19 protein-coding genes are annotated in these 21,741 nt (G+C 45.8%); 10 read left to right on the top strand and 9 right to left on the bottom strand.

Translation table 11 applies throughout. The features are described 5' to 3' along the window. Positions 1–4: 4 nt before the first annotated feature. The 3 genes from ACFOEK_RS10070 to ACFOEK_RS10080 all read right to left on the bottom strand — a co-directional run bounded on the left by ACFOEK_RS10070 (position 5) and on the right by ACFOEK_RS10080 (position 3,664). A complete protein-coding gene (locus ACFOEK_RS10070; RefSeq protein ID WP_386720002.1) occupies positions 5–1,654 on the bottom strand; it encodes a GAF domain-containing hybrid sensor histidine kinase/response regulator in 1,650 nt (549 codons plus the stop codon). A 117-nt stretch (positions 1,655–1,771) separates the two neighbouring features. Next, entirely contained in the window at positions 1,772–2,092 is a 321-nt protein-coding gene (locus tag ACFOEK_RS10075) for a hypothetical protein (protein ID WP_386720005.1), read from the bottom strand. Between the two features lie 30 nt (positions 2,093–2,122). Next, positions 2,123–3,664: a M20/M25/M40 family metallo-hydrolase gene (locus ACFOEK_RS10080; RefSeq protein WP_386720008.1), complete on the bottom strand. Its 1,542-nt coding sequence runs from the start codon at positions 3,662–3,664 to the stop codon at positions 2,123–2,125. A 439-nt stretch (positions 3,665–4,103) separates the two neighbouring features. On the opposite strand from ACFOEK_RS10080, the gene ACFOEK_RS10085 reads away from it, so the two are divergent. Next, positions 4,104–6,248 (top strand): TonB-dependent receptor, encoded by a 2,145-nt coding sequence (locus tag ACFOEK_RS10085; protein ID WP_386720010.1) that lies wholly within the window; start codon positions 4,104–4,106, stop codon positions 6,246–6,248. 10 nt (positions 6,249–6,258) lie between these two features. Then, positions 6,259–8,019, top strand: a complete 1,761-nt coding sequence (locus ACFOEK_RS10090) for a PepSY domain-containing protein (RefSeq protein ID WP_386720013.1) — start codon at positions 6,259–6,261, stop codon at positions 8,017–8,019. A 111-nt stretch (positions 8,020–8,130) separates the two neighbouring features. Here the strand turns inward: ACFOEK_RS10090 and ACFOEK_RS10095 are convergent, their stop codons facing one another. Then, a complete protein-coding gene (locus tag ACFOEK_RS10095; protein ID WP_386720016.1) occupies positions 8,131–8,430 on the bottom strand; it encodes an ArsR/SmtB family transcription factor in 300 nt (99 codons plus the stop codon). A gap of 181 nt (positions 8,431–8,611) precedes the next feature. On the opposite strand from ACFOEK_RS10095, the gene ACFOEK_RS10100 reads away from it, so the two are divergent. Further along, positions 8,612–9,607 (top strand): permease, encoded by a 996-nt coding sequence (locus ACFOEK_RS10100; protein ID WP_386720018.1) that lies wholly within the window; start codon positions 8,612–8,614, stop codon positions 9,605–9,607. Between the two features lie 10 nt (positions 9,608–9,617). Here ACFOEK_RS10100 and ACFOEK_RS10105 read toward each other — a convergent pair whose 3' ends face one another. Beyond that, positions 9,618–10,436, bottom strand: coding sequence for a substrate-binding periplasmic protein (locus ACFOEK_RS10105; protein ID WP_386720021.1), 819 nt, complete (start codon positions 10,434–10,436; stop codon positions 9,618–9,620). A gap of 166 nt (positions 10,437–10,602) precedes the next feature. Continuing rightward, entirely contained in the window at positions 10,603–11,574 is a 972-nt protein-coding gene (locus ACFOEK_RS10110; RefSeq protein WP_386720024.1) for a helix-turn-helix domain-containing protein, read from the bottom strand. 322 nt (positions 11,575–11,896) lie between these two features. On the opposite strand from ACFOEK_RS10110, the gene ACFOEK_RS10115 reads away from it, so the two are divergent. The 6 genes from ACFOEK_RS10115 to ACFOEK_RS10140 all read left to right on the top strand — a co-directional run bounded on the left by ACFOEK_RS10115 (position 11,897) and on the right by ACFOEK_RS10140 (position 17,938). Then, complete coding sequence (locus ACFOEK_RS10115; protein WP_386720027.1) at positions 11,897–13,342, top strand: ethanolamine ammonia-lyase subunit EutB; 1,446 nt, start codon at positions 11,897–11,899, stop codon at positions 13,340–13,342. A 2-nt stretch (positions 13,343–13,344) separates the two neighbouring features. Beyond that, positions 13,345–14,295, top strand: coding sequence for an ethanolamine ammonia-lyase subunit EutC (gene eutC, locus ACFOEK_RS10120; protein WP_386721541.1), 951 nt, complete (start codon positions 13,345–13,347; stop codon positions 14,293–14,295). An 85-nt stretch (positions 14,296–14,380) separates the two neighbouring features. Continuing rightward, on the top strand, positions 14,381–15,766 hold the full coding sequence (locus ACFOEK_RS10125; protein WP_386720030.1) for an ammonium transporter: 1,386 nt from the start codon (positions 14,381–14,383) through the stop codon (positions 15,764–15,766). A 2-nt stretch (positions 15,767–15,768) separates the two neighbouring features. Further along, on the top strand, positions 15,769–15,933 hold the full coding sequence (locus ACFOEK_RS10130) for a hypothetical protein (RefSeq protein WP_386720033.1): 165 nt from the start codon (positions 15,769–15,771) through the stop codon (positions 15,931–15,933). A gap of 200 nt (positions 15,934–16,133) precedes the next feature. Further along, on the top strand, positions 16,134–16,853 hold the full coding sequence (locus tag ACFOEK_RS10135) for a hypothetical protein (RefSeq protein ID WP_386720036.1): 720 nt from the start codon (positions 16,134–16,136) through the stop codon (positions 16,851–16,853). Between the two features lie 113 nt (positions 16,854–16,966). Then, positions 16,967–17,938, top strand: coding sequence for a transposase (locus ACFOEK_RS10140; RefSeq protein ID WP_386720039.1), 972 nt, complete (start codon positions 16,967–16,969; stop codon positions 17,936–17,938). Between the two features lie 584 nt (positions 17,939–18,522). Here ACFOEK_RS10140 and ACFOEK_RS10145 read toward each other — a convergent pair. From ACFOEK_RS10145 to ACFOEK_RS10155, 3 genes are all read right to left on the bottom strand, one after another. Further along, positions 18,523–19,059, bottom strand: coding sequence for a hypothetical protein (locus tag ACFOEK_RS10145; protein WP_386720042.1), 537 nt, complete (start codon positions 19,057–19,059; stop codon positions 18,523–18,525). 133 nt (positions 19,060–19,192) lie between these two features. Continuing rightward, positions 19,193–20,332 (bottom strand): YheT family hydrolase, encoded by a 1,140-nt coding sequence (locus tag ACFOEK_RS10150; RefSeq protein ID WP_386720045.1) that lies wholly within the window; start codon positions 20,330–20,332, stop codon positions 19,193–19,195. Between the two features lie 179 nt (positions 20,333–20,511). Further along, on the bottom strand, positions 20,512–21,159 hold the full coding sequence (locus ACFOEK_RS10155; RefSeq protein WP_386720048.1) for a glutathione S-transferase family protein: 648 nt from the start codon (positions 21,157–21,159) through the stop codon (positions 20,512–20,514). A gap of 108 nt (positions 21,160–21,267) precedes the next feature. Between ACFOEK_RS10155 and ACFOEK_RS10160 the strand changes: the two genes are divergently transcribed. Then, positions 21,268–21,678, top strand: a complete 411-nt coding sequence (locus ACFOEK_RS10160) for a winged helix-turn-helix transcriptional regulator (protein ID WP_386720051.1) — start codon at positions 21,268–21,270, stop codon at positions 21,676–21,678. Positions 21,679–21,741: the final 63 nt, after the last annotated feature.

The raw sequence follows: 21,741 nt of genomic DNA on the forward strand, positions 1-21,741 counted from the left end.
ATAGTTAAAGCCACTTACTCAGTTTCTTTTTGAGGTCTTCCGGGTCAATCGGCTTGCCAATGTGATCGTCCATTCCGGCTTGTCGACAGCGTTCAATATCCGGTGTCAGGGCATTGGCGGTTAAGGCCAGAATAGGTAGCGTGCTTTTTGATCCTTCCAAATCACGAATGGCTTGGGTTGCCTTATAGCCATCTAATACCGGCATCAGGCAATCCATCAAAATGAGATCATAGTTATTCGAATGTATGTTCTCTAACGCTTCTTGGCCGTTTTCGGCTACGTCATAGCTGATGCCAAGTTTATCCAAAAAGCCTTGCGCGATTTGTTGATTGATCAGGTTGTCCTCTACCAGAAGCACGTGACCGGTTAGTTTTTTATCTAACTCTTGGGGTTCTGCATTCTGGTTGCTTGATTGAGTGGCGGTTAAATGCTTGAACGGAAGCGTAAACCAGAAGGTCGAGCCTTTGCCTTTTTCACTTTCAACACCAATGTGACCGCCCATGAGTTCAACCAAGGATTTACAAATGGAAAGCCCTAAACCGGTGCCGCCGTATTTTCGGGTAGTACTTTTGTCCGCTTGATGGAAACGCTCAAATAACTTGGATGCCTGTTCCTGTGTTAAGCCGATGCCGGTATCCGAAACTTGAAAACGGAAACACCCAACACGTCGGTTGTCGACCAAGTCTGAGCTGGTTTCTGTGATGCTCAGTCTGACCTGTCCGTCGCTGGTGAATTTAAGTGCATTACTGATTAGGTTATTGAGCACCTGTTTGAGTCGCAGACCATCGCCTAGCAAATGAAAGTTGCTGATGTTATTAAATTCGTAATCCAGTTTTACTGGTGAGTCGGATAATTTCAACGCTTGGGTGCTAACGATTTCAACCGCCAGTTCATCCAATTCAAACGGCGTTTCCGATAATTCGATCTTACCGGCTTCAATTTTTGAAATATCGAGAATGTCATCAAGAATGTTGCCCAGTGAAGAAGAGCTGCTTAATGCAAGGTTCACCAGTTTGTGTTGCTTTTTATTGAGCTCGGTGTCATTCAGAAGCTTTAGGGCACCTACAATACCGTTCATAGGGGTACGAATTTCATGACTCATATTAGACAGAAACTCGGTTTTATACTGGTTGGCTTTTTGTAGCTTTTTCTCTTGAACTTGTCGCTTGAGCTCAACTTCAATCCAAGATGCCATCAGTTTGAGTGCATCGATATCAACATCACGAAACTGTCTTGGGTAGGGATTCGGGCTCGAGAAATTGAGCGTGCCGTAGAGCCGACCGTTCACGTGAATGGGGACGCCGATATAAGATTCCAGTTGGAACGCAGCATAGGCAGGATGAGTAGAGTACTTATCATTCTTTCCCATGTGCTCAATAGCAACGGGTTGTCTGGAGGTACAGGTGATGTTGCAGTAAGTGATGCCAACATCAAACTTGTCGCCGGGTTTAAGCTCAACCCCATCAGGCGTGACGCAATGCATCACGGTGTAATCACCATCCTCAATATTCGATAGGATCGCAATATCGAGGACAAATCGCTCCAGTCCTAACCTAAGTAACTCTTGGATTTGATAGTCAAAGCCTTTGTCGTACGCATTGGTGATCTGATAAATGCGTCGTATGAGTCGTTCACTTTCAGAAATGTCTACCATGAGGAGTGCACTTATTACCTGAATTTAGGACCAAACTAATCTTCTAATCCTAAACGTTAATACGTTTATTCGCCATTGAATAAACGCATATTTAATCTCAAAAATACAAATAGTTAGCTATTTACGGACGATAAGATCACCACCACTTAATAATACCTGCTCACCATCAAACGTTACTTCTTCCCAATGTTCAGGATTGGAAGATTCATTTTCGTGAACAGTTAAGTAACAAAAGTTAGGGCTTTCAGTTTCAGGAAGGATGTTGACTAATGAGCTTCCAGTAATACCATACTTTTCACAGAGTTCTAGTTGACCAATTGCGGATTTAACTAAGTTAATTTGGCCTATATGCTCAGCTTTAGCCTGAATTGTGGGGAAGTGGCTTTCAGCCTCAAGTTCACTTAAAAATTCTTTTAATTTAACGACTGCAGGATTCATGGTTATCCGTTAATGCATAATTTAAAGGTTTCATAATTTATTCAGTAAATGTTGATAGAACCGAATACTTTCCAAATAACTCTCAATGGCTACTTTTTCATTAACGCCATGAAAGCCGCGAATTAATTCTCTGTTTAAAGTGAGGCCAACAAATCGATAGCTTTGCTCTGTCAGGTGTTCATAGTGTCGCGCATCGGTTGCGCCAATCATGATCATGGGCGAAATTTTAATGGCTTCATCACCTACCGTTTCTTGAATACTTTGGGCGATTAACTGATAGCCTGATTCGGTTGTGCCCGAGATTTTTGAAGGCTCACTGGCCTGGCCATAGATCTCTAGCTCAACTTGAGGGTCATTAATGATCTTTCTGGTTCGCTCGATTACTTGCTCAATGGAATCACCAGGCAGAATTCGATAATTAACCACGGCAGAGGCGTGGTTAGGAAGGACATTATCAACACCACTGCCTGCTAACATGGTGGGAGCGACAGTCGTTCTCATCGTTGCTCGGAGTTCTGGAATGGGTGGCATAATCCAGTGGGCAATGGGTTCAAACAGCCAGGCATTGGCCATGACTAAGCGTTGAATGAAAGGGGCGTCCTTACCTAAGCCTCGCACAAATTCGGCGGTATAGGTGAGATCAACGGGGAAGGGCGTGCTTTGAATCTTAGCCACGGCCATCGCTACCCGACCTGCAGCTGTAATCTTAGGTGGTTTTGAGGAATGCCCTGCATCGCTTGTTGCGATGATTTTCAGGCTTAAATAGCCTTTTTCACCAGGACCAATATGAACAACGCGTTCGCTGATATTGGGAACCAGTCCTTGGGTAATGTAACTGCCTTCGTCCAACACAAATTCAAAGGAAACGCCTTGTGTTTCAAGATACTGGGCAATAGCGACGGCACCATTCTGACCGCCCACTTCTTCATCATGGCCAAAGGCAAGATAGACGCTTCGGGTGGGGGTGGTGCCTTGTTTCAAGTGCCAATCAACGGCTTCCAATAACCCGAGTAAACTGGCTTTGTCATCCAATGCACCGCGCCCGTGAATGAATCCGTTTTCAACAACACCGCCAAAGGGAGGATGATTCCACTGAGACAACTGATTTTTAGGCACCGGAACCACATCGCTGTGAGCAAGTAAGAGAATGGGCTTTTGTGTGGAATCAGAACCTTGCCAGTGAAGTAACAGACCATGATTATTAAACTTGGTGATCTCTAATTCTTGAAATATACGAGGATAACTTTGCTCTAGAAATCCTGTGAAATCTGCAAATGCGTCGAAGTTGGCATCAGCCTGACCTCGTACCGAAACCGTTGGAAACTGAATGGCTTTTGAAAGCCGATCAACCACCTCAGCAGACTCTTCTTTGGTTCGTGTCATCAGCACGTTTCCATTCGGATTTGGTGTCTCCGAATTGGTGTAGATGCTTACAGACATGTCGGAAGACGTGAAGCGGTAAGTGTTGATCAACACTATTGCGGTCAAACAAAAAAGCCCCAACAGCGTGATTTTAGTGAGTAGCCAAAGGCGGCTTTTAAACGAGTGGGCAAGCGATGTGAAAGAATCCATTATTGGTCGTGTTCCATCCTGGGCTCTTTAATCCATTAAAGAGTCGTATTGTTATGATTATTCAGGTTCCCTAGGTCGGAAAATCCTACCGTGAGTTTGGATTCAGCACAATCAAAAGAAGGCGAACAGGGCTTAGGCAAGGTTTTGAGGGTGCGACAATTAGTCACATCCCAAACCTGAAAAAAGTGGTTTACACTGGCTTTATATTTTGATGCTTATTTAAATATTTACCCCTCTTAACGCCAGGCTTGTTACGAGGGGTTTTCTTTTTTTAACTTATTGATATTTAAGTTATTATCTCTTCTTAAGTGCGACAATTAGTCGCATTCTCATTCTTCATTTCTCGCTATAGACTGCGCGCGTTCTTGGATACCCCAAGAGCCAACTAATAACAACCCATAACAACTAATGACAATTACAACAGCAGCCAGGATTTGAGATGAAGAAACGTTCAATGGTAAGCGCCAGCATTGCCGCGTCGATCATGATGACACCCGTGATGGTTGAGAGCATCATGGCCGATGAAATCCAATCGAATCAATCTGAACCAATAGTTAACTCAGATAAAATCGTGATTACCGCGACCCGTGAAGCACAGGATAAAATGCAGGTTGCGGAATCGGTAACCGGGTTTGATGCCTACGAAAACCAACATGTTTCTCCCTCTCACCCTGCGGAATTATTGAATCGCAGTGCCGGTGTCCACATCAACAATCTGGGCGGTGAAGGGCACATGACAGCCATTCGCCAACCGATCACCACCAAAGGTGTGTATCTGTTCTTGGAAGATGGTATTCCAACGCGTCCGACCGGCTTCTTTAATCACAACGGCCTTTATGAAGTGAATATTCCGCAAAGCGAACGTATCGAAGTCACTAAAGGGCCAGGTTCATCCTTGTACGGCAGTGAGGCCATCGGCGGCATTATTAATTCCATGACCAAAGCCAGCCCGGATGAAGCAGAAGCCAGCGGCGTGGTTGAATTGGGTTCGTATGGTTGGAAGCGCACTTTGCTATCCGGCGGTAATGCGATTACCGATGACACGGGCTTTCGTATCGATTTCAACGCCACAGATAATTCCGGCTATCGTCAGGAAGCCGATTATTCTCGTTATTCCTCCACGATTCGTTTGGACAGCCAGTTAACCGATCAGTTGACCAGCAAAACCGTGATGTCCTACAGCTATGTGGATCAGAGCGGTACTTCGTCACTGGAAGAAGAGGATTACAAGAAAAACCCCAAGAAGAACCGATTCCATGATGATATTGGCTATCGCGAAGTCAGCGCGTTTCGACTTTCCAATGAATTTAACTTTGAGATGAACGACGATGCGCTAATTTCATTGGTGCCTTTCTATCGCAATAACACCACAGAAATGATGCCAAGCTGGATGGTATCGTATGACCCGAACGTTCGTGAAACCAAGTTTCAATCCTTTGGCTTGATGTCTAAATACCGTCAGAACTTCTGGCAAGGCAAAGCAACCGCTATTGTCGGGATGGATGTTGATTACTCGCCGTCTTCTTTCAAAGAAGAGCGCATTACGGTGACTCAGGTTGGCGACATCTACACAGATTATGACAAGACTGGGCAGTTGAGTTATGACTACGATGCCGATCAACTGTCTGTTTCGCCTTACCTTCACACAGAATTTCAAGTGCACGATCAGATACGCTTAACCGCAGGTCTGCGATACGATTATTTCGATGTGGATTACGATGACAATCTTGAACATCAAGCCGTTGACCCAAGCCATCTCCGCCCGGAATCTCAATCTGTCGACTTTGATGAACTGAGCCCTAAACTGGGTGTGGTGTATCAGTTCAGAAAAGATCATATGGCGTACGCCAATTATCGTCATGCCTTCCGTGCTCCTTCTGTCGGTCAGTTGTTCCGTGCTGGTTCTTCGATTAATACCGATGAATTACAACCTGTGTCTTCGGACAGCTATGAAATCGGAGTGCGAGGCAATATTAACCCGCAACACAGCTATGAAATTGCGATTTATCACATGACGGTGGAAGACGACATTGTTTCCTACATTGATGGCGCTGACCGTAAGACCACCAATGCAGGGGAAACCACTCACAAGGGTATTGAGATTGCTCTTAATGGTGATCTAACCGAAGAATTGAAATACGGCGTGGCAGCAAGTTACTCAAAACAAGAGTACAAAGACTTCCAGTACGTTTATGGCTACTATTCGACAGGTTGCTTTTGCTATGTGCAGGAAAACCTCAATTTTAAAGGAAACGATGTCGGTAAAGCGCCACGCACTATGGCCAATGTACACCTTAATTACTATCCGACGTATATGCCAATGGCCAGCTTCGAGCTGGAGTGGGAGCACTTAGGTGACTACTACACCGATGAAACCAACACTGCTAAATACAGTGGGCACAATCTTTTCAATCTACGTGGCGAATATGAGTTGACCGAAGACACTGTGATTTTTGGTCGAGTGATGAACCTGTTCGACAAGCGCTATTCCACTTACACCTCGAATCAGGTGGGCGATTCTGATATTTCCTACCGTCCCGGTAACCCTATGACTGGGGTTGTCGGCGTTCGTTTGAGTCTGTAAGGAGCGTCGAGTGGCCAATCCTTCATCTAAAGCAACGTCGCTGAGGCGTTCCAACTTATCCTTGCATAACATCTTGCTCTGGTGGGGCGCTGCGTGTGTGTTGATCTGGACATTGTCCGGATTAACGCACCCCTTGATGTCCTGGTTCGGGCCAAAACAAGCCAGTTATCGTCCACCCGCATTGACGCTCGATGTTATTGCCGATTCTGCACTTGCTCAGGGCATTGCGCTTTCTGAGTTGAAAACCATGACCTCAGTGTTAGTTCAGGCTCAACTGGATCAGGTATCCATCGCTAAAGTGGTGCCGAGTGCTGATGGCCCAATGTTGCAGCTTACTTACGATCAGTCGCAGCCAAGGCAGTATGTACCGCTGATGGCGCTTGTGGCTCAGCCCAATAGCTCTGTCGCAAATCTGCTGTCTTCGCCATTAACGGCGCAGACGCTTGTAAAAGACGCGATGCTTGAGAACTATGACGAGACGCAAGCCCGATGGCTAGCCAGCCACTACACCGGCCGATCTCAAGATGAGATCAAGCAAGTGATTTTTCAGACTGAGTTTGATGGCGACTACCCGTGGGTTAATCGACTTCTGCCCGTTTATAAAGTTTATTTTAAAGGCAATGGAGAAGACGAAGGCGATGATCAGCTAACCGCTTATATTCATACCGAATCTTTGCAGCTAGCTGGTCTTGCCAACCAAACGCGTCTTCGTTTGCAGACCGTATTCCGTGCATTGCACACCTTTGATTTTCTGGATGCACAAGACAACATTCGAGTGGTGGCCGTTTTTCTGGCAATGCTGGTGCTGGTTGGCGTCTCGGTCAGTGGTTTAGGTCTGGTGATCCTAATCAAGAGAAGAAAGATCAAACAGAGTGATCGAAAATGGCATCGCCGTTTGGGGTATGTCTTGTGGTTGCCTTTGTTCGCTTGGTCGATCTCTGGGTGCTATCACTTAATTCAAGCCGCATTTGTGGATGCCCCAGCGGGCATGCGATTAAACCCGGTGTTTGATTTTGGCCAGTTTTCAGGTGACCAGAGTTTAAATGAATCGCTTAAAACGCGGGGGGAAGAAAGCTCGACTGCCTCTGATGATGAACTTAAAGGCATTGATGGCGCTTCGATTCTGGCTGCAAGTCTAATGAATCTTGATGGACAACTGGTGTATCGACTGTCTGTGACCAAAGGGCATAATGATCATCAAGTAACTAATGGTTCGGAAGGCCCGCATTCTCATCATCAAGCCTTGGTCAAAAAGTACAAAGGCAATCCCTCTGAAACATCGTCACTCTATGTGGATGCGTTCTCTTTAATGCCGCTGACCATTTCGGACAAAGACAGAGCGTGGACGCTTGCGACTGAGTTCACTGGTTTATCAAGCGATGCGGTGTTGTCGATTGATAAAGTGACGCACTTTGGCCCGGACTATGACTTCCGTAATAAGCGATTACCGGTGTGGAAGGTGAGTTTTGATGATTCAGAACAGCGCCAGGTGTTTGTTGATCCGGCGACCAATTTATTGGTGGATCAGACGCGATCCGTTGATCGGGCAGAACGTTGGTCGTTCTCGATACTTCATAAGTGGAATCATTTAATCCCATTAACCGGGCGCTTTAAGCGCGATGTGATTATCGTTATCACTTTGGCGTTTATTACTTTGATTACGGTTTTTGGCATTCGTATGGCCTTAGCTCGGCGAGCTCGATTGAGACGCAAGCAAAAGGAGAAAACGGCTTCTGGACTTAACGACACCGAAGTGGGTGATGCGTCTTAACATAGCTATAGATTCACGCAGCCTCCATTCGGAGGCTGTTTCATGTTTATATCCACGGTTACTTTTACTCTTTTTCAGGGAGGGCTATTTAGAGGTTCCCTAGACAATAAGTTACTTATAGTTGGGGTCGTCCAAACAGCATTCTTCCTGAAGGAAGTGGATCACGGAAAGCAACTGTTCATACTCTGCCACGCAGTACAGAGTCCGGCCTTCTCGTCTTTGCTTGATTAAACGGGCAGAGGTTAAGCTCGACAAGTGATGGGATAGGGTCGAGCCAGGAATACCCAATTCTTCTTGAATCACCCCCACCGGCATACCGTCATAACCAGACTTCACCAGACGTTTAAATATTTGCAGCCGAATAGGGTGCCCTAATTCTTTTAGCGCTTTGGCTGTTTCTTCAATGTTCATACTTATCACCCTTCAATGATTGCAGGGCATTATTTCATATTTCTATATTTCTAGAAATATCTTGACTGAGATCCTTGATGGAATTATATTTCGAAAAAACTAGAAATATAGAAATAAGTCTGGATGTATATCTAGAATGTCTCGTATTTCTGAACACTCATATCGAAGTTAGAGGTGAATCATGACGATTACTTCAGAGATGTTGATGAACTCGCTCAACATGTTTGCATTCTTAGCGGTAGAACTGACCTTACTGTTTTTGGTGATCAGCTATTTTGTTGGTGTCTTACAGGAGTACATTCCTCCGGCCAAAGTTCAATCCATTTTGAGTAGCAAGAAGGGAAAGGGTTATGTGGTCGCCGCTCTGTTAGGTGCCATTACTCCGTTTTGTTCTTGCTCGACGATCCCGTTCCTTAAGGGCTTGATTCGTGCCAAAGCAGGGTTTGGCGCGATGATGGTATTTCTGTTTTCCAGCCCGTTGCTTAATCCAATCATCATTGGATTATTTATCTTTACCTTTGGCTTGAAGGTGGCTGTGTTTTACTTTGCGATTGCGATGGTGGTTTCTGTAGTGGCAGGGTATCTGTTGGAGAAACTGAAATTCGAACGTTTCATTCGTGACGAAGCCTATTTTGATCCTGCCAAATCAAGCTGTGGTTCTGGCTCTGGCTCTGGTTCTTGTTCTGGCTCTGCTTCTGCCTCAATAAATACAGAAAACCAAGGGTGTGGAGAGGCGGTATCTCTAGAAAGCAATGTTGTCGAGCTTCCAAACAAGTGGCTACGCATCTGGGATGCTACCTGGAGTGACTTTAAGAAAGCGCTACCTTACCTGATTTTCGGGGTGGCACTGGGTTCTTTAATTTATGGGGTGATTCCGACCGAGTTTATCGTCAAGGTTGCGGATGACAGTAATCCGTTAGCGATTCCGATTGCAGCTGTTATCGGTATTCCACTTTATGTAAAAGCGGAGCTAATCATTCCTTTGAGTTCAGCGTTGACAGCACAGGGCGTGAATCTAGGCGCAATGATGGCGCTGATCATTGGCAGTGCCGGGGCCAGTATTACCGAGGTGATCTTACTCAAGTCGATCTTTAAAAACCCTATGATCATTGCCTTCTTAACGGTGATTCTCGGCATGGCTGTTATGGCCGGCTTTCTTTACAGAGCGTTCTTTTAAAATCAAATACTCACTCATCATCGTGTGATGGTTGAGTACACAACACCTGATATTGCTTACACAACAGGGCGTATTCAGGTGTTTGCTTTACGGCTTTCAGGGCTTTTGAAAAGTCATCAACAAACTGCTTATTCACCGAGGCTTTGCTGAAGGCCAAATACATAGGCTTTACCTGAATGGGTGTGTGTTCCAGAATCGTAAACTCATCCTCATGGTTTCGAATCATGTTGCGTAAGACGATAATTTCATCGGCCAAGAAATCAAAACGGCCTGCCTTAAACATGTTAAATAGCTGTGTTTCGTGGGTGACTTCAAAATATTTGATGTTGTTACTTTCCAGAAAATGCCAGAACTCACCAGGAAAGTTATAGCCTCGAATCATCCCAACAGTACGACCTTTTAAATCATCAAACGATTGGTAGTTTAGGAGCTGCTTATTGTTGTTTCTTACTGCAAATACTTTGGCGGAATTCACCAAGGGTTCGTCAGGAAACCAAAGCAATTCTTTGCGTTCTTCATTTTTAGAGGTGCTGTGTATTGCGTGGATTTTTCCCGTGTAAGTGGATTCCAACGCTCGTTTCCAGGGATACATCCTATGGTGATAGCTGTTGATGTTCATCTGAACTAAGGTGAGATCAATCAGTTCTGCCGAGAAACCTTGGATTTGATGATCTTCGGTTGAAAACTCATAAGGTGGAAACTCTGCAGCTCCGATGGTTAGTTTGCCAGAATAAAGAGATTCGGTAGATAGCGGTTGTTGTGCCTGTATAGGGGGGATTGCCAGGAAGCTGATGAGAAAGCTGAGTATAACGGCTTGAAATCTATACATCGTTTGAACGACCAGAGAGTGAACTTATAGTTATTATTTTTCAACGTTAGCTATCAACTATAGAGCATTACGAAATGGTCGCGTATACGAATAAAGTATTGGCTTTATGCCTTATCCTCCGTGAACGGTACTTGGTTTTACTATGTTGTCTTTAACAACTTTCTCTTTAACGATGAAGCGTCTCCGAAGGGCGTTCCCCAAACAGTTGTTTGTAATCCTTGGCGAATTGGCTTAAATGCCAAAAGCCCCACTGGCTGGCAATGTCAGAGATGGATTCCCGATTGCTCATAGGCTTGAACTGATTTTGATGTAAGGCTCGACGGACACCGTTCAGTCGACTGGCCCGAATGTATTGCAATGGGCTAATTCCCAAGACAGAGGTAAAGCTGTATTGCAGCGTTCGGCGGCTGACATTGGCGTGCTCGCATAGGTCGGTAATGGTGACTGGGGCATCCGGGTGGGCTTCCATGTAGTGTTTGACCTTATCGACCACCGCTCTTCTGCGTTCAAAACTCGGCGCTACCGGGATGTGGTGACTTTCTTGTTTCAGTACTTCCAAAATCGACATCATCACCATTTCAGTGAGCACCTTATCCGGCGTGAGATTGTGCTCTGTGTTTAGAATTCGGTTCAGAATATAGCGAATGTGATACAGGGTTTTGCGCGGCACAGCCAGTCGGCCTTGCTGGGTTAAATCCTGCCAATTCAGTGGCACGCCTTGAATATCGGCCACTTTCATTAATGCACTTTGAGTGATTACCACACCAAAGATGTTGAAATCTTCCGGGGTGATCAGTTCAAACTCTGTGTCTCCGGGGCGACACATCACGTGTTCGTCTTTGATTTCGAGCCCGTTTATTCGGCTGACGTTATGACCGTTCTCAGGTAGCCCTAACCAGATGGAGTCTGACCAAACGTTGCATGTTTGTCTGAGCGCATGGCTGGTGTGTTCTTTAAAGACTTGCAGTTGTGGTAATGCCAATTCAGCAATGCTTCCGTAAAAGCCACCGCCACTGACTTGGTCGTATTGCTGTTGCCAGTCGGTCAGGTTTTGGGCGTGTTCATCTGCATCATGAGCTTCGGTGCGTATTGGTTGAATGCTCTTATTTGGTGCAAATGCCTCTTGTGCTGGCTTCATTCGGTGGCTCCATTGTCACATACGTGATGACGAATCTTGGTAAATATCTTGACTAAATGGTTGTTCAATAAAGAGTTTTTAGATTTGCCAAAATTCGTTAACTCAAAAAATCGGTTGTTGTTACCTTGGTAAAGAGCAAAAGCTATTCCGAAGTTTGATTTTTGGGGTATCCAGCGTTCATCGGAAGGTTCAATGAAACGTGAAATAAACCAAAGCAGGGTGTGATGGATACGCTGTAATAAAAGTATGTCATCGCTCGTTCTAAGGTGGTGTTTGAAACGAACCCAATCAAGGAATAGACAGTAGGTTACGAGGTAAGGGTATGAGTCAGTATCGGTTTACTCTGGGCAGTCAGACGGTTCAGTTTAAGAATCTGGCAGAGTTAATGGCCAAAGCGACCCCGGCGCGTTCGGGAGATCGTTTGGCGGGTGTCGCTGCACATTCCGCAGAGGAACGTGTTATGGCACAAATGGCACTGGCCGATGTGCCGTTGAAAGTCTTCTTAAATGAAGCCTTGGTGCCGTACGAAGAGGACGAAGTGACTCGTCTGATTCTGGATGATCACGATAAAACAGCCTTTGGCACAATTTCGCATCTCACCGTGGGAGACTTTCGAAATTGGCTGTTGAGTGATGAGGCCACGCCAGAGGTGCTAGCCAGTGTCCGTAATGCCATTACCCCGGAAATGGCAGCGGCGGTGAGCAAGCTTATGCGCAATCAGGATTTAATCATGGTGGCGCAGAAGTGTCGGGTGGTCACTGCCTTCAGAAATACGATAGGACTGGAAGGGCGTTTCTCGACGCGGTTGCAACCGAACCACCCAACCGACGATGTGACGGGCATTGCAGCCAGTATGCTGGATGGCCTTTTGTACGGCAATGGCGATGCAGTGATTGGCATTAATCCGGCCACCGACAATGTGGCACAGGCCATCAAACTGATGAATCTGATGGATGAAGTGATCCAGAAATACCAGATTCCCACCCAATCCTGTGTGTTGACCCATGTAACCAACACCATGGAAGCCATAGAGCAGGGCGCACCTGTGGATTTGGTGTTTCAGTCCATCGGTGGCACCGAAGCCACCAACAGCAGCTTTGGTTTTAACCTCAATACTTTACAAGAAGCGCAGGATGCCGCGCTGTCACTGAATCGTGGTACTGTCTACAACGGGACTGGCGATAATGCTTCAAATCAAAGCAATGTCATGTACTTCGAAACCGGGCAAGGAAGCTCACTCTCCGCCAATGCGCATCACGGGTTGGATCAACAAACCTGCGAAGCGCGCGCCTACGCGGTGGCCAGAAAATTTGAGCCTTTACTGGTCAATACCGTGGTGGGCTTCATTGGTCCCGAGTACTTGTTCGACGGAAAAGAGATCATTCGAGCCGGTCTTGAAGATCACTTCTGCGGCAAGTTACTCGGTGTGCCGATGGGGTGCGATGTGTGCTACACCAACCACGCCGAGGCGGATCAAAACGACATGGACAATCTGCTCACCTTATTGGGCGTCGCAGGCTGTACCTTCATCATGGGCATTCCTGGCTCTGATGACATCATGCTCAACTACCAAACCACCTCGTTTCACGATGCCTTATATGCACGCCGAGTGCTGAACCTCAAGCCCGCGCCAGAATTCGAACGTTGGTTAGAAGAAATGCAGATCTTCTCTGATGTCGACCGTTACCGTTTGAACGACGAATTGCCTTCAGCCTTTGCCAAACCCTTGCTGAATGTCGCTTCAAACAACAAGGCGTCGGGAGAATGAGCATGAAAAACGTCATTGATCATCCGGCTAAAAATACCGGCGAGAAGGCTTCAGAAAAAAACAGTGTGATTGAAAACCCGTGGCGCAAATTACGGGACTTTACCGACGCACGCATTGGCTTGGGAAGATCCGGTGTTAGCATTCCCACCAAGCACTTATTGGCATTTCAGTTAGCGCACGCACAAGCTCAGGATGCAGTGCATTTACCGCTGGATACAGATGAACTTACTCAGGCGTTATGCGCCAGTGGTGTACTTCAAAACCCGGAGCAGGCGGTGTTGCTGCACAGTCAGGCCGAAGATCGTTCAGTCTATTTGCAACGCCCGGATTTAGGTCGTCGATTGGACGAAGCGTCCGTCGACGCATTGAAAATGCTTCACTCTGATCAAGGGAATGCGATGCAGGCCTACGATTTGGCGGTGGTTGTGGTGGATGGCTTATCTTCCTTAGCCATTCAACAGAACACCGCCCCGTTTTTAACCGAACTCTATGCGGCATTGAAGGCGGATACTCAGCCCTGGAATCTCGCACCGATCACCATTGTTCAACAAGGCCGTGTGGCCGTGGGCGATGAAGTAGGGGAGTTACTCCATGCCCGATGCGTGTTGCTTTTAGTGGGTGAACGCCCAGGACTTAGCTCACCCGATAGCTTGGGCTTGTACCTAACCTGGGCGCCCAAAGTGGGGCTCACCGATGCTGCCCGAAACTGCATTTCAAACGTGCGTAAAGCCGGGCTGGATTACCCGGATGCCGTTCGAAAAGCCATGTACTTATTGAAGGAATCCCGCCAGTTGAAACTGTCCGGGGTGAACCTGAAAGACCGCTCGGAAGAGGGCGATCTGGTTTTGGATTCTCAATCAAAACAGATAGCCCAATCAGAACACTCAGAACAAACAAACTTGGAAAGCGGCACTAAGACCGCCAACGAAAAAAACTTTTTAGTCAGTGATTAAGCACTGCCTAGATGACCTTTTTCGTTACGAGTAATAGATCAAGAACACTTATTTCACATAAAAACTAGCACGAGGAAACTAGCTTATGGCTACAGAAACTCCAACCCTGGAGTCGTTACAGGCTGCGTTACAAACGCAGCAGGCGACCTTCGAAATGCACCAGGCAATGAATGTCGAGGTGTTCTACTGGTGGTGTACCGCCATCATGATGATGATCCACGCAGGCTTCCTGGCCTATGAAATGGGGGCATCCCGAAGTAAAAATGCACTGGCCGCAGGGATTAAAAACATCCTCGCATTGGCGGTGATTATCCCGACCTTCTATTTGTTCGGCTGGTGGATTTACAACGCCTTCCCGAATGGCTTTGTTCCTATTGATGCGGCAGCGGCCTTGCCTTGGTCGCAAAGCATGGGGCCGGATGCGCAAGACATGGGCACGGGTATTTTCTGGGCTGCGTTTGCGCTGTTTGGTGCCACCACAGGGTCGATTTTGTCCGGTGCGGTGATCGAGCGTATTCGCGTCAGTGCTTTCCTGATTTTGACGGTTTTCTTAGGCAGTGCGATCTGGATTTTGGCCGGTGCCTGGGGTTGGCACCCGGACGGTTGGTTACTGACCGATCTTGGTTATCATGACGTAGGGGCATCGGGAGTGGTTCACGCAGTCGCAGGTTTCTTCACCTTGGGTGTATTAATAAACCTGGGCGCGCGTAAAGGTAAATTCATCAATGGTGTTGCTCAAACCATCGCACCACACAGCTTACCTATGACGCTGATTGGTTTGATGATGATCATCTTTGGTTTCTTCGGCTTCCTTGGCGGCTGCATCATCTTTAATGGTGGTGAAACCGGTTGGACGACCATCTACAACACACCAACCAACTTATCTGCCTTCGCATTCAACACCCTAATGGGCTTTGCTGGTGGCGTGATTGGCTGTTACATCGCAACCCGTGACCCATTCTGGACCATGTCTGGCGGTCTGGTTGGCATCATCTCTGTGGCAGCTGGCCTTGATCTGTACAGCCCAAGCTTGGCCTTCATCATCGCAGTTGTGATGGGGGTGGCAGCGGTTCAATTCGCTAAATTCCTGGAGAAAATGGGCATCGACGACGCAGTCGGCGCAGTGGCAGTTCACGGCTTCACCGGTGTGGTTGCAGTTGCGCTAGTGGGCGTATTCGCAGGCGGCACACCAAACGTAAATGGCGCACCTGATATCACCTTCGTCGGTCAGGCGACTGCGGCGGTCATCATGGGGCTACTTGGTTTTATCCCTGGCTACGGCATCTCATTTGCGCTGAAAAAACTGAACATGCTACGTGTTCCAGAAGCGTGCGAAGACATCGGTATCGACGAAGTTGAAATCCTGGCTAAGCCATACCCGGAAGCAAACGTACCTGCCACTGCAGACAGCGACGTACCAAACAAACTGGCTGGTCAACCACACGACGGCCTATCACCACAAGGAGCTTAATCATGGGTGCATCAATTACAACGTGGGAAAACGTCTCCGCTTACTTCACCTTTGCAGACAACCCAGCGGCGCTCGTGCTGTTTGCCCTTGGCACAGCAGGCATAGTAGTGGGCTTGATTAGCTACATTGTTAAGCACGAGAATGAGGCATTTAAAAAGCATAAGTAAGTTGAGTGCTTTTGGATGTTGAAATGACGGCGCCTTCGGGCGCCGTTTTTTGTGGTATTCATAACTCGTTATTGAAGGTAATTGACTATCTAAGTGATTTGGGTTGGAATTGATTGATTTAAAACTAACCAACCTTTTGGGATGGTTGGGCTTATGAAACTTTTTCCGTTGATTAATCGTTAAATTCAAAGGAGATATATGTGCCTGAACTGAATTCAAGTTTTCTTAAAGAGATTGTATCTGTTCTGAACAGTACTCGATTCTCGGAAGGGGATTTTAATCTGGGGGGAGATGATTATAGAGAACTGCTTAGAATACAGTTTAAATATGATAGCCGGTACTTATTTATTCTTAAAGAAGAAGAGGTTACAGAAGAAGTAACGACAGGGAAGAGCTATGGTTTAACAACCTCAAGTTACTCTAAAACTGTAACGAAGCTATTTACATACGAATCTCCAGGAGAGTATAAAGCTGAAGATAAACAAGGGATTTCTAGCTTCACGGAAGTACCTGAACGGATCACTTCATGGTGCCACAATATTCATAGAGAATTAAGCAATGAAATGTTGATAGACCTGGATATTGATAAAGCGAAGGAAGATTTCAAGGAAAGTATATCGCTAGATCCAGATGAGCCGGATTCAACGTTTTCGAAGGAGGAAGTTGAAGTACTTACTTCCAAGCTAGAAACATTATACTCCAAGGTTAGCGAGTTGAGTGAAAAGTATCACATTTCAGAATCGGAACTAAGTAGGTTAAAAGGCGAGCTGGATGCGATTAAAGAAAATGCAAAGGTCTATAAAAAGGGAATTTGGGCAAAAATGACCGAAAACAAGATAACGAACTTCGTTTTTGAATTTCTTAAGTCAAAAGAAGGTAGAGGGTTAATTGTAGAGACCATTAAAAAACTTGGTAGTTGAAAGGGAAAACCTCGGGGAAAACCTCGGACATCCAACGTAAGAAGATTGGCCGATAGTCTTTTGAACTGTGTTTATATACAGTTTTCATGTCTTCACTATCCAAGGCCAATCTCATGCCTAAGCCACGCAAAGCCCAAATATCGCTAGATGCCACGCCTTACTATCACTGTGTTTCACGCTGTGTTCGACGAGCCTTTCTTTGTGGCCTGGATGATTTAACAGGCAAGAGTTACGAGCATCGCCGAGGCTGGTTAGAGAACAAGTTACTCTCACTTCCAGCCATCTTTGCCATTGATATTGCGGCCTACGCTATCATGTCTAATCATTATCACGTGGTGTTGTATGTGGATGCAGAGCAGGCTAAGAACTGGACGGATTATGAGGTGGCAGAGCGGTGGCATAAGTTGTTTCGTGGCTCGCTTATTTCTATGAAGTTTTTAAAGCATCAGGAATTAACTGAGGGCGAAAAGATCACGCTGGATCTCCAAATCACTAAGTGGCGTGAACGCTTGCAAGATATCAGTTGGTTCATGCGGGTGTTGAACGAAGCCATTGCCAGAGAAGCGAATAGGGAAGATCAATGCAGTGGTCGATTCTGGGAAGGTCGCTTCAAATCTCAAGCATTACTCGATGAAAAAGCACTCTTGGCTTGCATGGCGTATGTGGATCTCAACCCTGTGCGAGCCAAGATGGCTAGAACGCCGGAGCATTCCGATCATACTTCTGTTAAGAAGCGCTACCAAACAGCAATTCAAACCCAAGAACCAAACCCGTCTAAAAATCAGGTGAAAGAATTGCTGCCGTTTACGGGCTATCCAAATAACGAGCAAAAGAAAGGTTTACCCGTTCCATTAACCGATTACCTTGCGCTTGTGGATTGGACAGGGCGCGTTGTACGAGACGATAAACGCGGGGCTTTATCAAACACACTGCCACCAATACTCGATCGACTCAGTCTTGATCAGCAAGAATGGCTTAGACTCTCTCAAAGCTTTGAAAAATCATACAAAACCTTTGCTGGCGACTCTGACAAGATAAAGTTGGTTAGTCAGCTGCTTGGATATCAACGCGTTAGAACGACCTGATTTAATATACTCAAAAACTCATGTACTCGGTGGTGACTGAGGTTTTGTTGTGTCTGTGATCTGTGTTTTGACGAGAATTTCTGGTTATTAGCAGTTGGCATTGATATTTGTTGCAAAGGTCTGTGAGTTCTTGAATGATGGCCGGGGTATTTTCTTAAAGTGGCTGTCTCAATTCAGTCAGTCTCAATTCAGTCATTGTCTTAATTCAGTCATTCAGTCGCTGTCTTATTCCAAAGAGAGATTTGTTCAAACAATAACGTATAGCTTTGTCCCAATGAGAAGCACCAAACCAAGTTGAACAACCAAGAAACCGCTATTTAATATGAACTTATATCGGGAGTAGATTGGGGAGAATTCTTTAAGAATTATTGCCGTGAGTACGACTGAGTAAACCAAGGCAGTAGCTTCGTGAATTAACACATCCAGTATATGAGAGCCCATCAGAGGTTGATTTGGGTAGCTGACTTCAGAAAGGGCCTCAAAAAAGAATCGGGCATTCATGCTAACTAATAATAGAATGCCTAAGAGAATATTGAGGATGTAAATTAGTGTGTTGGTGATTCTGATCGTAGGGGGATGATTACTCACAAACAACCAACCACCATTTCATCCATCGCTCTTTCCGCTCCACCGGGGTGAGTCAATTCAATCTTGCATGCCTCACTGCGTTTTCCGGATTTCACCGCATAAATATTTAGGGTTAATGACACAGGTTCTTGGTCGGCTTGTCGGCCATCGTCCCAATGAAAATCAAAGGATTGGTAGCCATTCCAGGCACTGCGAGGGATCAGTGGTTTGGTGTGTTCGCTCAGGCTTAAGCCTTGAATGTTGGTACTGACGATTTCAAATTGAAAGCCTGCCTCATTGTCTTCCATGTCAGAAAATTCAAAGGCAGGGTCTGAGGGATTTATATAGATGGTAACGAACCCTATGCTAGCGCATGAGCTTGTGCCCGAGTGACCTCGGGTAATTCTGTACTTCAGGTCTGTAAGCGAGCTGGGTGTTGTGGTTGATTCAATGCCTGCTGGCGTGGGTTCCGGGGCGTATTTTACGGGTAAGAATCGACAGGCGTAGGATGAGACGGAGAATAGGGTAATGAATAAAAGTAGGAACAGTCGCATAACTTCCATGTTCTTTGAGTGTCTGGGTCAGTGAGGTTGGCTAAATCGTTGTTTCTTTTCGGTCGTTTAGCGTTAATACCTGATTTTCTATTAACTTGCCACAGAGATGTTACCTTCATCAATGGGTATTTGATTAGGTTACAGCTATTGCGTAGTCATCTTGATTTTGCATTTCTGTTTGAAGCTCATAAACAGAAGTGAAGTATTCTGTAATTAGCCTGTTAGCCCAGGGCTTTGCTGTCATGCCTTCAAAATACGCACAGTGGCTGCCTCGATCGGTTAGCACTAGGATGACGTTGTCCATTGCTTCAATACGATGTTGATGTTCATAGACATTGTCGATGTGACAGACTGGGTCATCTTTTGAATTCAGAATAAGCGTAGGAACTTTGATTGAATCAAAGACTTCAGAGGGATTAGATTTGAGCATATAGTCTTCGGTGCTTTCGTTACCCGCGACTTCATACAAGTGTTGATGGAATTCGTGCAGATCCTGAGTGTTGGTTAATGCGTCATAAGAGTCTAAATGCTGAAGCACAGCTTTGTTTGGTGTGATGAACAGTTTATGAAGTTTTTTTGCCATCATTTTGCTGTAAAAAGGTACTGCGCGGGTAAAGGCATTACGCATGTCATAGGCCGGGCAGTAGGCTACAGCGGCTTTAATTGGGGTGTTATTTCCTACTTTTCCTAAGTAATGTGCAAGCACACCTGAACCGGCTGAAATACCTGTGGCGTATAAGTCTGACTGAGGGAAGCACGCTTGAATATGTTCTATTTGAGCGGCGAAATCATCGGTATTACCCATGGTATTGAAGTTGGCAGTTTTCAGGCTTAACTCGCCATGACCACGGCGAACGCACAGTGCTACGCGCCAACCCAGATTCTCTCGCACATAGCGTACAAAACCACGCATACTTTGTGGGTTGCCCGAAATCGTATGCAACACCAACATGGTGGGTGTGTTTTCCGGTAAATCTAACCCCAGCCAATCAACGGACACCTGACCACCATCTGTCATGGTTAAGACATCATGTCGGTCATATTCCAACGGTTTGGCAAAGCCTTTTATGAAACCAAGCACTATTAGCTGCAAGTGCGTATTGAACAGCCATGGAGTCGCAAAATAACGATGATTTAAGGCTTTAGTGGCTTTAACAATAGCGTCGTTAAATGGCGTGGCTTGATAAATTAAAGATGGCTTCTTTGCTGCAGTTGCAAAGTAGTAAATTGCTGCCAGTAAAACGATTCCCAAACTTACCAGAAGTAGTGTCATAAAAGAGCTCTTTGCAGAAAGAAAGGCCACATTCTAGAAGAGAGGGTATACAGTGTAAAGATGGGTTGGGTTAAATGGTCAGTTTTCAACCTTAAACACTCAGCTTTCTTCAAAAAAACAGCCACCAATGAGTATGAACCTGTCATTGATGTCTGTCCTTTGCAACTTGTCCTTCGTATTTAAACAGCGGCTTTGCCAATGGCTTCAACGCTTTGTGGAGCCGTTGGCACCCAATGATCTGAGTTGCGCATACGTTCAAAATACGCATTTAGGTGAGGGAAGTCTGTCCAATCAAAGGGTACGTTTTCTTTAAAGAACTCAACGTGAATCATGGCGTAATCGGCTAGAGTGATCGTTTCTCCTACCATGAAGGTTCTATTCTCCAAGTGTGTATTTAAAATCGGAGCAAACCGTGTCAGTTGTTCTTTGGTCCAGTTAATAACACCTTCATTGCCTGGTGCACCCAAAAAGCCAGGTTTAGCAACGGATTCGAATGCCAGGGTACCAAACGCCTGGTTGAAGTGTGCCAGTTCCCAGCACAACCAACGAACAACATCCGCCCGCTTTTTCAAATCGGTGGGGAACAATTGGTCATCCCCGGCTTTATCCGCCAAATACTGGATTATTGCATTGGATTCCCAAAGCTTGAGATCTCCGTCGACTAACGCGGGCACCATCGCATTGGGGTTGATCGCCTTATACTCTGGGGTTTGGTTATCTCCCTCAAACAGATCCAAATATTCTACTTCGACATCAAGCCCTAAGTGGTTAATTACGGATAGTACTTTCCTTGAATTGGGTGAACCTACGATGGCATAGAGTTTCATTTTTGTGTCCCTTTATAGTTTACTTGTTTTTTGAAAGTATTTTTACCTTAGGAATATTACTTTCTTTTTGCAAGTGTTTTGTGTTGGGTAATGCGTTAAAATATTTTGATGGTAGATAAGAAGACAAAATCATGGGCTGGCTGCCCTGTGCGCTTTGGCATGAGCCAGTTTGGCGACAAATGGAGCTTTCTGATAATTCGCGACTTGATGTTCAAAGGTCGAAAGTATTATCACGAGTTTATGGAAGCGGGCGAAGGCATCTCAACCAATGTGCTGGCCACTCGGCTGGCGGATTTGGAAGCCAATGGCATTATTAGTAAAGCCAAAGATCCAAAGAAGGGCTCACGCTATATTTATACTTTGACGCAAAAAGGTATTGAACTGATGCCGATGATGCTAGCCATGATGGATTGGGCGGAGAAGTATGATGACGCCACTGAAGTTCCACGTGAGTTCATAGAGAAGCTACGTTCCGATCCGGCTAAACTGCAGCAAGAGTTGCTGGATAAACTGTCTTAACTTTAGCTAGTTTCATTCCTTTCGAATAATACTAAAGTGTCTGTCCTTCTTAAGTGTTTTCGG

Source organism: Litoribrevibacter euphylliae, assembly GCF_042646085.1.
GTDB lineage: Bacteria > Pseudomonadota > Gammaproteobacteria > Pseudomonadales > Litoribrevibacteraceae > Litoribrevibacter > Litoribrevibacter euphylliae.

Excerpts from the sequence above, each read along its gene's own strand:
- ACFOEK_RS10115 (WP_386720027.1), top strand. The coding sequence starts at position 11,897 with ATGAGTCAGTATCGGTTTACTCTGGGCAGTCAGACGGTTCAGTTTAAG.
- ACFOEK_RS10140 (WP_386720039.1), top strand. The coding sequence starts at position 16,967 with ATGCCTAAGCCACGCAAAGCCCAAATATCGCTAGATGCCACGCCTTAC.
- ACFOEK_RS10095 (WP_386720016.1), bottom strand. The coding sequence starts at position 8,430 with ATGAACATTGAAGAAACAGCCAAAGCGCTAAAAGAATTAGGGCACCCT.
- ACFOEK_RS10150 (WP_386720045.1), bottom strand. The coding sequence starts at position 20,332 with ATGACACTACTTCTGGTAAGTTTGGGAATCGTTTTACTGGCAGCAATT.
- ACFOEK_RS10160 (WP_386720051.1), top strand. The coding sequence starts at position 21,268 with ATGGTAGATAAGAAGACAAAATCATGGGCTGGCTGCCCTGTGCGCTTT.
- ACFOEK_RS10155 (WP_386720048.1), bottom strand. The coding sequence starts at position 21,159 with ATGAAACTCTATGCCATCGTAGGTTCACCCAATTCAAGGAAAGTACTA.
- ACFOEK_RS10075 (WP_386720005.1), bottom strand. The coding sequence starts at position 2,092 with ATGAATCCTGCAGTCGTTAAATTAAAAGAATTTTTAAGTGAACTTGAG.
- ACFOEK_RS10100 (WP_386720018.1), top strand. The coding sequence starts at position 8,612 with ATGACGATTACTTCAGAGATGTTGATGAACTCGCTCAACATGTTTGCA.
- ACFOEK_RS10070 (WP_386720002.1), bottom strand. The coding sequence starts at position 1,654 with ATGGTAGACATTTCTGAAAGTGAACGACTCATACGACGCATTTATCAG.
- ACFOEK_RS10145 (WP_386720042.1), bottom strand. The coding sequence starts at position 19,059 with ATGCGACTGTTCCTACTTTTATTCATTACCCTATTCTCCGTCTCATCC.
- ACFOEK_RS10105 (WP_386720021.1), bottom strand. The coding sequence starts at position 10,436 with ATGTATAGATTTCAAGCCGTTATACTCAGCTTTCTCATCAGCTTCCTG.
- ACFOEK_RS10085 (WP_386720010.1), top strand. The coding sequence starts at position 4,104 with ATGAAGAAACGTTCAATGGTAAGCGCCAGCATTGCCGCGTCGATCATG.
- ACFOEK_RS10130 (WP_386720033.1), top strand. The coding sequence starts at position 15,769 with ATGGGTGCATCAATTACAACGTGGGAAAACGTCTCCGCTTACTTCACC.
- eutC (WP_386721541.1), top strand. The coding sequence starts at position 13,345 with ATGAAAAACGTCATTGATCATCCGGCTAAAAATACCGGCGAGAAGGCT.
- ACFOEK_RS10080 (WP_386720008.1), bottom strand. The coding sequence starts at position 3,664 with ATGGATTCTTTCACATCGCTTGCCCACTCGTTTAAAAGCCGCCTTTGG.
- ACFOEK_RS10125 (WP_386720030.1), top strand. The coding sequence starts at position 14,381 with ATGGCTACAGAAACTCCAACCCTGGAGTCGTTACAGGCTGCGTTACAA.
- ACFOEK_RS10110 (WP_386720024.1), bottom strand. The coding sequence starts at position 11,574 with ATGAAGCCAGCACAAGAGGCATTTGCACCAAATAAGAGCATTCAACCA.